Annotated in this window: 6 protein-coding genes and 2 pseudogenes; 5 read left to right on the forward strand and 3 right to left on the reverse strand. The window is 71.2% G+C overall.

What is annotated here, in order from left to right:
- Positions 1 to 71: 71 nt before the first annotated feature.
- The 3 genes from GRC12_RS37275 to GRC12_RS37285 are packed head-to-tail and all read right to left on the reverse strand — an operon-like array spanning position 72 to position 3237.
- Positions 72 to 1343, reverse strand: coding sequence for a sugar ABC transporter permease (locus GRC12_RS37275; RefSeq protein ID WP_208784591.1), 1272 nt, complete (start codon positions 1341 to 1343; stop codon positions 72 to 74).
- A 5-nt stretch (positions 1344 to 1348) separates the two neighbouring features.
- Positions 1349 to 2131, reverse strand: a complete 783-nt coding sequence (locus tag GRC12_RS37280) for an ATP-binding cassette domain-containing protein (RefSeq protein ID WP_208784593.1) — start codon at positions 2129 to 2131, stop codon at positions 1349 to 1351.
- Between the two features lie 17 nt (positions 2132 to 2148).
- Positions 2149 to 3237: a sugar ABC transporter substrate-binding protein gene (locus GRC12_RS37285; protein ID WP_439959929.1), complete on the reverse strand. Its 1089-nt coding sequence runs from the start codon at positions 3235 to 3237 to the stop codon at positions 2149 to 2151.
- A gap of 444 nt (positions 3238 to 3681) precedes the next feature.
- Between GRC12_RS37285 and GRC12_RS37290 the strand changes: the two genes are divergently transcribed.
- From GRC12_RS37290 to GRC12_RS37305, 5 genes and pseudogenes are all read left to right on the forward strand, one after another.
- Positions 3682 to 6195, forward strand: a complete 2514-nt coding sequence (locus tag GRC12_RS37290) for a SpoIIE family protein phosphatase (protein ID WP_208784595.1) — start codon at positions 3682 to 3684, stop codon at positions 6193 to 6195.
- A gap of 11 nt (positions 6196 to 6206) precedes the next feature.
- Positions 6207 to 7289 carry a sugar ABC transporter substrate-binding protein gene (locus GRC12_RS37295; protein ID WP_208784598.1) on the forward strand — a complete coding sequence of 361 codons (1083 nt, stop codon included), beginning with the start codon at positions 6207 to 6209 and terminating at the stop codon, positions 7287 to 7289.
- Positions 7290 to 7472: 183 nt separating this feature from the next.
- Positions 7473 to 7877 carry a protein kinase domain-containing protein gene (locus tag GRC12_RS46045; RefSeq protein WP_244374356.1) on the forward strand — a complete coding sequence of 135 codons (405 nt, stop codon included), beginning with the start codon at positions 7473 to 7475 and terminating at the stop codon, positions 7875 to 7877.
- A gap of 22 nt (positions 7878 to 7899) precedes the next feature.
- Positions 7900 to 8058, forward strand: a pseudogene (locus GRC12_RS46575) (hypothetical protein); the annotation flags it as partial.
- A 595-nt stretch (positions 8059 to 8653) separates the two neighbouring features.
- A pseudogene (locus GRC12_RS37305) lies at positions 8654 to 9025 on the forward strand (UDP-N-acetylglucosamine--N-acetylmuramyl-(pentapeptide) pyrophosphoryl-undecaprenol N-acetylglucosamine transferase); the annotation flags it as partial.
- Between the last annotated feature and the right edge of the window lie 478 nt (positions 9026 to 9503).

Consider the following 9503-nt stretch of genomic DNA (forward strand, 5'->3'; position numbering starts at 1 on the left):
CATCGGGGAGGTCCTGTTCTAGGTGTACTGCCCAGGCAGCAGGAGCTGTTCTTGGAAGTCCTTGTCGGCCGTCAGGCGCGTCCGTGTGCCTCCTGTGAGCGTCGTGCCAGGGCGTCGATGAGTACGGCGGCGAACAGGACGCCGCCCGTGATGACGAACTGGATCGCGGTGGGGGTGTCCGTGATCGCCATGCCCGAGGCGATGGACTGGATGACCAGCATCCCGAGCACCGCGGACCAGGTCGTACCGCGCCCGCCGAACAGGCTCGTGCCGCCGATGACGGCCGCCGCGATGGCGTTGAGGAGCAGCACGCCGGAGCCCGAGCTCTGGCTCACCGAAGTGATACGCGAGGCCAGGAACAGGCCGCCGACCGCGGCCATGGTGCCCGACACCGCGAGCACCGCCGTCTGGACCCCGGTCACGTTGAGGCTGGCGCGCCGGGCCGCCTCGACGCCGCCGCCGAGGGCGTACACCTGCCGTCCGTAGTGTGTGCGGCGCAGCAGGATGTCGAGCCCCGCCACCACCGCGAGGAAGATCAGCAGGGCCAGCGGCAGCCCCTGGAACCGGTTGAGCAGATACGCCGAGGCGAACGCGACCACCGCGAGCGCCGCCGTGCGTAGGGCGATCTCGCTCAGCGAGCGGTGCGGCATGTTCGCCGCTGTGCGGCGGCGCAGGTCCAGGTACGACACCAGGAAGACCGAGCCCGCCGCGAGCGCCGCCAAGCTGTAGGCGACGGCGTCGTTGGTGAAGTAGTAGCTGGTCAGATCGGCGAGGAAGCCATTCTCGGCGAGGTTGATCGTGCCGCTGGTGCCGAGGATGTAGAGCATCAGCCCGTTCCAGGTGAGCAGCCCCGCGAGCGAGACGACGAACACCGGCACCCGGGTCTTGGCGCTGGAGAAGCCCTGAACGGCTCCCGCCGCCGTGCCGGTGAGCACCGCGAGGATCAGGGCCAGCCATTCGGGCACACCGTTGTTCACGTTCAGCACCGCGAAGACGGCCGCCGCGAGGCCGCTGATCGAGCCGACCGACAGGTCGAGTTCACCGATCAGCAGCACGAAGACGATGCCAACCGCGATCAGCCCCGTGCCCACGATGTCCACGCTGAGGTTGGACAGGTTCCGCGGCGAGAGGAAGTTCGTGTTGAGGGACTGGAAGATGATCCACACCGTGGCGAGTACCAGGACCACGGGGAGCGAGCCCGTCTCCCCGGCCCGCAGCCTGCTCCGGAAGGAGGCCACGCCGCCCTTCGCGGCGTGGGCGAGGGCATGGCGCAGCCGCGGCCGCCGCGTCGTGGCGGGGGGTGCGGCGGACTCCGCCGGCTGGTTGTCCGCCATACGGCGCATCCGGCTCACCATCCCGCCTCGTGCGCGGGCGGCCGACGCGGCATGTTCTCCGTGGCGCCCGTGATGGACGAGATGATCTGTTCCTGGGAGGCGGTGTTGACGTTGAAGAAGCCGTTGTTGCGGCCGAGCCGCAGCACCGCGGCCCGGTCCGCCAGCGCCTTCACGTCCCCCATGTTGTGGCTGATCAGAAGCACGCCTGTACCGCGGTCGCGCAGCGCGTCGACGAGGTCCAGGACCTCGGTGGTCTGCTCGAATCCCAGCGCCGCGGTCGGTTCGTCCAGCAGCAGCACCCGGGGCTCGCCGAGCAGCGAGCGGGCGATGGCGACCGTCTGCCGCTGGCCGCTGGAGAGCGACACCACCGGGGCGCGCAGATCGGGGACGGTCCTGGTCAGGCGTTTGAGCAGTTCGAGGGTACGGCTCTCCATCTCCATCTCGTTGAGGAACCCGAATCTGCGGATCTCCCGGCCGAGGAACAGATTGCCGACGACATCGAGGTTCCCGCACAGCGCGAGGTCCTGGTAGACGGTGGCGATGCCGAGGTCCCGGGCGTCGTGCGGGCGTCTGATGTGGACCGGCCGGCCCTCCCACTCGATGACGCCCCGGTCCGCGGGGGCCACGCCGGAGATCACCTTGACGAGGGTGGACTTGCCGGCCCCGTTGTCGCCGAGCAGGGCGACCACCTGCCCGGCCTTGATCTCCAGCTCGACGTCCTGCAGGACCTCGACGACACCGAAGCGCTTGCACACCCCGCGCAGCGCAAGCAAGGGGGGAGCCGACACGGACATCATCTCCTTCCCGGGGCTTGTCAGGTCAGTCCGGCCTTGCTGCAGGCGCTCGCCAGCCGGGGCACACAGATCTGCCCGACGGTGTAGACGCCGTCCTTCACCAGCGTGTCCTTGATGTTGCCGACGGTCACCGAGACGGGTGTGAGCATGACGGCCGGAACCTGTTTGCCGCCGGTCGGTCGCACGGTGTCCTTGGCGACCCGGTCGAGGGCGGCACCATGGGCCGCGGTCACGGCCATGGTGGCCCCGGCCGACGCCTCGGGGCCGAAGGGCTTGTACACGGTCATGTACTGCTCGCCGCCGACGATGCGCTGCACAGCCCCGAGTTCGGCGTCCTGCCCGGTGACCGGGGGCAGCGGGTCGACCTTGTTCGCCTTGAGCGCGGAGATGCTCCCGGCGGCCAGCCCGTCGTTGGCGGCGTACACCCCGTGGATGTTGGCGACCCCGAGGGCGGAGAGTGCGCCGGACATGTTCATGTTCGCGGTCTCCGGCCGCCACTGCGGCGTGTCGTAGTCCTTGCCGATCTTCACCCGGCCCGCGAGCACGGACAGGGCACCCTTTTTGAACTGTGCCGCGTTGGGGTCGCTCGGATCGCCGTTCATCATGACGATCTGCCGCTTGCCCGCGTTGTCGTCACGCATCGCCCTCAGCAGGGCCCGGCCCTGGAGTCTGCCGACCTCCTGGCCGTCGAAGGAGACGAAGCCGGAGATAGGGCCCTCAGCGAGGCGGTCGTAGGCGATGACCGGGATGTCCGCCTGGGCCGCGTCCCTGACCTCGTTGGCCAGGGATCGGGCGTCCACGGCCACGAGCACGATGGCGTCGACCCCCTTGGTGATCATCGAGTCCATCTGCTCCTGCTGGATCGCCACATCGTTCTTGGCGTTGGCGTGCTCGACCATGCAGTCGGCGCACAGCTGTCTGATCTTCTTCTCCAGCAGGGGCCTGTCCTGTGCCTCCCAGCGGGCCGTGGTGGCGTCCGGCAGCAGCAGACCGATCCGCGGCGCGCTCTGGCCGTCGGGGTCGCCGCCACCGGACCCGCAGGCGGCGAGAGCCACGGCCATCGGGATCACGCCCAACGTCAGCACCACGTGCCGTATGCCGGCCCTCAACCGAAAGACCTCCTTCGCCGGCGTCGTGCGCGTGGGGCGAAGGAGCGCGTCCAGAGCGGCGACCCGGATTCGTGCGCGGTCCGGTCGGCCCGTACGCACGACGACCGACGCCCTGCGGTACGAGCCCGTTTGGCCCGGGCGGCCACGTCGGCACAAACGGCCGCCCTGGCGGTGCGGGGCCCGCGCCCGGCCGGCCCGGTACCGGTGGCGATGTCGGCGAGCATGGCGATACCCGGCCTCCTCCCATTCCACGGGTACGGCCGGGCGCCGACGCTAGAGGTCCGCCAGGAACGTGCCGCGTGGACGCGGCGAGACGACCATGTCGCCAGTGTGGCACCGGGCGGGGCGATCGGCGACTCTGTGGGTTTGCCCGTATATGCAATTCTGGTGTGGGGGCCCGATCTCAGTCGCGTCTGTGCTACGGACGGGAAGTAGGTTGCGGACATGCCTCATGACGGCGCCATCCGGGCCGCAGCGTCCGGACCGGGTGTATCCGGGGCCGACACCGCGGACACCGGCGCGCCGCCTCCGGTCCCGCGGGCGGCGGGAGAGCGGGTCCTGGCCTTCGCCGGGGTGGCCCTGGCCGCGGTGTACGTTCCCGGCGGCGCCGACAAGCGGGAGCTACGGCTGGCCGAGACGGCCCGGTGGGCCGCCTCCGACTACCGGCTGCCCGAGCATCTGCCCCTGCCCGGAGGCTCACCGGCGGATCACGCCCTGCGCGCCGACCGGCCGCTGTGGCTGGCTCCGGCCGCACTGGCCGCCTACCCCGAGGGCGGGCCCACGCCGCGAGCGGACGCGTCGCTCGGCGCACTGCCCCTCAGGAGCGAGGGCGGGCGGCTCGGCTGCCTCGTCGTGGTGGGGACCGGCCCGGACGGCTTCACCCCCGAACAACGGCACTTCATCGAGCGGTACGCCGACGCGGTCGCCCACCTGCTGCCCTCCGCCGTCGGCCGGCCCGAGCCGTGGGCGCTGCTGGACACCGCCCTGCGCAGTCTGCGCGTCGGCTCCTTCGTGCTGCTGCCGGACACCGGCCGGATCGAGGCGGACCGGACCCTCCTCGACCTCGTCGGCATCACCCCGGACGACTTCGACGGCAAGGCGGACACCCTGCTCGCGCACGCTCTTCCAGAGGACATGCACGCCCTGGTGTCGGTCCTGGAGCCGGCCACCCAGACGTTCGGCCGGCGTGAGCTGGAGTTCCGCGTCCGTGGTCCCACCGGCGAGATGCGCTGGCTGAGCCTGAGCTGCCGGGTGGTGGAGGCCACCGAGGACCGGCCTGAGCTGGTGCTGGGCGTGGTGACGGCCACCTCGGTGCTGCGCCGCAGCACGGACGAGGTCTCCAGGATCCAGTGGCTCACGGCCGCCCTGGACGACGCCGAGACGGTCCGCGACGTCAGCCGCGTCGTGGCCGCCGCGCTGCGCGAGCCGCTGGGCGCCGACCGGGTGGCGCTGGCCGAACTGCAGGGCGAGCGGCTCATGGTGACCGTGCTGGACCCGCCGCAGCCCGAGGCCTGGCCCAAGGCCTGGCGCGACGAGTGGCGCACGGAGTGGCCCGACGCGCCCTTGGGCGCCCTGCCCACCCTGCAACTGGCCCTGCAGGACGGGCGGATGGACCTGTGGCCCGCCGGCACCGCCTTCGAACCTGGCCTCGAGGGCATCGGTACCGGAGGTCTGGCCGTACTGCCCCTGCCGGCCAGGGGACAGGTGGCCGGGGTGTGCCTGGCCGGCTGGGACGAGCCGCACGAGTTCGAGCCCGACGAGCGGTCACTGCTGACCGCCACCGCGGCCCTGGCCGGACAGGCCCTCAAGAGGGCCCACGAGCACGACGCCGAGCAGCAGCTCGCCACCATGCTCCAGCGCAGCCTGCTGCCCCGCCGCCTGCCCGAACTGCCCGGCGGACTGGCCGTTGCCCGTTATCTGCCCGCCCGGCGGGGCCTGCAGGTGGGCGGCGACTGGTACGACGTCATCGCCCTGTCCGAGGACCGGGTGGCGCTGGTCATCGGGGACGTACAGGGACACAGCGCCGGAGCCGCGACGATCATGGGGCAGATGCGCACGGCGGTCCGGGCCTACGCGGTGGAGGGGCACCCGCCCGACGTGGTCGTCAGCCACGCCAACCGCCTCCTCGTCGGCATGGAGACCGATCTCTTCGCCACCTGCTGCTATGCCGAACTGGACATGGAGGAGGGCAACACCCTGTTCGTACGGGCCGGGCACCTCGCACCGCTGGTGCGGCTCCCCGACGGCAGCACCGAGGAGATCGAGGTGGAGGGCGGACTCCCGCTCGGCATCCTCGAGGACGCGGAGTTCCCCATGACCGCGGTCGCGCTGTCGCCCGGCACCGTGCTGGCCCTGGTCACCGACGGCTTGGTCGAGGCCGTCGGCCTGCCCGTGGACGAGGGCATGGCCCTCACCCGGGGCGCACTCGCCGCGGCCAATCCGGCGGACCTCGGCCGCATGGCCGACGAGCTGCTCGGCGACGTCGGCCGCCGCGAGGACGACGTGGCGCTGCTGCTGTTGCGCTACGACGGCATGGGGACCCGCCCCACCCGGGCCGGTTGGGTGGTGTGGCGGCTGCCCGACGCCGTCATGCACGCCCGCCGCTTCACGGCGCGCACCCTCCGCAGATGGCAGGCCGAGGAGGTGGCCGACGCGGTGCTGCTGGTCGTCTCCGAACTGGTCACCAACGCTCTGGTGTACACCCAGGGCCCGGTCCGCCTCGATATGGTCCTGCGCGGGGACCGGGTCCGGGTCGCCGTCAGCGACTCCTCGCCGCGGGCGCCCGCCAAGCCGGTGATCGCGGACTGGGAGGCCACCGGCGGCCGGGGCCTGATGCTGGTCGAGGCGATGTCGGAGTCCTTCGGCACGACGCCGGTGGCGGGCGGCAAGCAGGTGTGGAGCGAGATCGTCGTACCGCACGAGCCGGATCCCGGGGTCGCCGAGACCGGAACGCTTTGAGGGGGCCGGCCGTGACCTTCCGCAGAGTGCACCTCCTCGCGGCGCTCCTCGCCGTACTCCTGACGCTGTCCCAGGCGGCCTGCGGGGACGAGGGCGACGGCAAGGCGGGCGCGAACGGCTTCACCGTGGGCCTGCTGCTGCCGAGCCGGTCGCTGCCCCGCTGGGAGCACTCCGACAAACCACTGATCGAGCAGCGGGTGAAGGAGCTGTGCCCGCACTGCACCCTGGAGTACGCCAACGCCGCCGACGACGTGGCCCGGCAGCGAGCACAGATCGACTCCATGATCACCAAGGGGGTCAAGGTCCTGATCCTCGATGCCGCGGACACCAAAGCCGTGCGTTCCTCGGTCCGTGAGGCCCGCGCCGCGGGCGTACCGGTCGTCGCCTACGACCGGCTCGCGGAAGGCCCGATCTCCGGTTTCGTCAGCTTCGACGGCGGCGAGGTCGGCAGACTCCAGGGCGAGGCACTCCTCCACGCCATGCGCACGGCCAAGGCCCGGCAGATCGTGCTGCTCAACGGAGACCCGACCAGCCCCAACGCGGCCTGGTACCGCCAGGGCGCGCTCTCCGTCCTCGCGGGCAAGGTGCGCATCGGCAAGGCCTACGACACCCAGGGATGGAGCACGGAGAACGCCCACGCCCATATGTCCGCCGCCATCGCCGCGCTCGGCCCGAACGGGATCGACGGCGTCCTGTCGGCCAACGACGCCATGGCCGCGGGCGCCATCGCCGCACTCAAAAGCGCCGGCGTCACGGCTCTCCCGCCGGTCACCGGCCAGGACGCCGACCTCGACGCCGTACGCCGAATCGTCAAGGGCGAGCAGTACATGACGGTCTACAAGCCGTTCCGCACGGAAGCGGCCGAGGCCGCCGAGCTGGCCGTCGAGCTGGGCCGCGGCCACGATCTGCGCACCGTCGCCCCGACAACCACGGACAGTCCCACCACCCGCAACATTCCGACGGCCCTGCTCACCCCGCGCGCGGTGACGAAGGACAACATCGAGCAGACCCTGGTCAAGGACCACGTGTACACGATCGACCAGATCTGCGGCGGCCTCCGGACGGCCTGCGCCCGCATCGGCCTCACCAGTTGAAGCTCTCCCCTCCCTTCGCTTGCGCTCGGGAACGGGATTCCCGCCTACATTGCTGCGGCAGGTTTGACGGTTTTACCCGCCCTGCGACCGCGCCTTCCGGCGGCCGGGACCTGCACGCTGACGTGGCCGGTCCGGTACAAGTTGACCAACTACTGGACCGCCCGGTCGCCGCGAAGGAACTGCATGTCCTTCCGTACGGCGACGAGGAGCACCCCGTCCGGATCCGCCGCGCAATCCGTGAGGCGCGTGCGATCGCCCGGGTGGCACCCGCACGTGGTCGGCATCCATGACCTCATCGAGGGCGAGGCCCGGTTGTGGATCGTCATGGAACTCGTCGACGGGCCATCGCTGGCGCATCACATCGCCAAGTCCGGACCGCTCGCACCGCAACACGCCGCAGCACTCGGGCTACAGCTGCTCGACGCGCTGGCGGCCGTGCACGCCGCCGGTGCGCTGCATCGCGACGTCAAGCCCGCCAACGTCCTGCTGCGTCGCGACGGCAGCGCCGTCCTCACCGACTTCGGTATCGCGGGCGCTGGACGACGGCGAGTTCCTGACGACCACCGGGGAACCGGTCGGCTCCCTTGAGTACATGGCGCCGGAGCGGGTGATGGGAGCGGAGGTCGGCCCGGCCTCCGACCTGTGGTCACTGGGCGCGACCCTCGCCACGGTCTGTGGTGGTCAGTCTCCTTTCCGTCGGCCCGCGCGCCCGGCGACGCTGCACGCGGTGGCCTACGAGGAACCCGCTCTGTCGGATCGGCTGGGCCCGCTGCGACCCGTGATCGAAGCGCTGCTGCGCAAGTCCCCGGACGAGCGCCCCTCGGCAGCAGGTTCTCGTTCCGCCCTGCAGCGGGTCGCGGCGGCGGAGGCGGACGCGGGGCCGCTACCGTCGGCGACCGTGCGGGTAGCGCGGCCGACGACTGCGCTGGCCGACGCGGACACCGTGACCAGCGGCCAGCAGCGGCTCGTACCGGCCGGGGAGACAGTGCCGACGGTCCTGCACACCACATCGCTCAAGCCCACTCCCCAGCAGGCGTCCCGCTCGGCGGGTCCGAAGCGGCTGGTGTGGGCACTCGCGGGTACTGCCCTGCTCGCGGCAGGCGTCGTGGGCGGTCTCTTCCTCACCGGGACCCTGCCGCCCAAGGACGGCCCGAGGACGACGACCGTCAGCCAGGTCGTCCAGGCGGCGAACAGCTGGCAGCCGGTGGCCGGAGTCTCCGTGCGGCGGGGGGACAAGGTCACCGTGCGCTTCGTCAGGGGCCAGTGGGCCGCCGACTACCGGAACTGGCCCCTGACCGGGCCGAGCGGATACGACGCCGCCACCGACAAGGCGATGTCCGGTGCGAACAGCTGCAAAGTCAAGTCCGCTGGGGGTTGTCCAGGCCCGAAAGGTGATCTCGGACTTCGGTCCGGACGTCGTCCTGGCGACCGGCGGTTATGTGGCCGTTCCTGCCGGTCTGGCGGCCCGGATGTGCCGGCGGCCGTTGGTGCTGCACGAGCAGACGGTGCGCCTGGGTCTGGCCAACCGCAAGCTGACCGGTTCGGCTACCAGGATCGCGGTCTCCTCGGAGCCGACGCTTGAGCTGCTGCCGGAGGCCTCCCGCAGCATCGCCGTGGTCACCGGGAACCCGGTTCGGCCGCAAGTGATGTGCGGGCAGGCCGAGAAGGCCGTTCAGGCGCTGGGCATGCCAGGCTTCGACGGGCGGCGGCCTGGCGACATCCACGGCACGGGCGGGTGCTCATGGGGGGCGTGCCGGGTACAAGAGCTGGATCATGAGTTCCCGAGCCGGTCGGGAATCCTGCCAGGGATCGCGCGCGTGCGGTCTACCTGGCGCAACGAGAGTGTGCCCAGCGGGTGCGGACCGGTTGGTGCGGGCAAGGTGAGCCGCACCGGAGACGACGATCTCCAAAGCCCAGGTCGTTGAAGATCCGCGCGATCGCCGACGACTCCTTGGGGTCCCAGTCGCACGAGAAGAACCGGTGTCGGCGACATGACCCGCGCCTCAACGCCGTCGGCGTCCATCTCGGCGAGCCGCGTCCCGACGTCCCACAGATTGGGATAAGCCCATCCCTCTCTTCGGAGGGATTCCCCGCCTTCAGGCGGGGAGGGAATCCGATCTCAGGGCTGCTCTGACCCGCAGGTTACGACGGACGTTTTTGCTGCTCGATGTACTGACGGACGATCGACAGCGGAGCTCCGCCACATGATCCGGC

The sequence above is a fragment of the Streptomyces griseorubiginosus genome (genome assembly GCF_017614965.1).
Lineage (GTDB): Bacteria > Actinomycetota > Actinomycetes > Streptomycetales > Streptomycetaceae > Streptomyces > Streptomyces griseorubiginosus_B.

Bases quoted from the DNA above. Each gene is read 5' to 3' on its own strand.
- GRC12_RS37275 (WP_208784591.1), bottom strand. From the start codon at position 1,343: ATGCGCCGTATGGCGGACAACCAGCCGGCGGAGTCCGCCGCACCCCCC.
- GRC12_RS37280 (WP_208784593.1), bottom strand. From the start codon at position 2,131: ATGATGTCCGTGTCGGCTCCCCCCTTGCTTGCGCTGCGCGGGGTGTGC.
- GRC12_RS37290 (WP_208784595.1), top strand. From the start codon at position 3,682: ATGCCTCATGACGGCGCCATCCGGGCCGCAGCGTCCGGACCGGGTGTA.
- GRC12_RS46045 (WP_244374356.1), top strand. From the start codon at position 7,473: ATGTCCTTCCGTACGGCGACGAGGAGCACCCCGTCCGGATCCGCCGCG.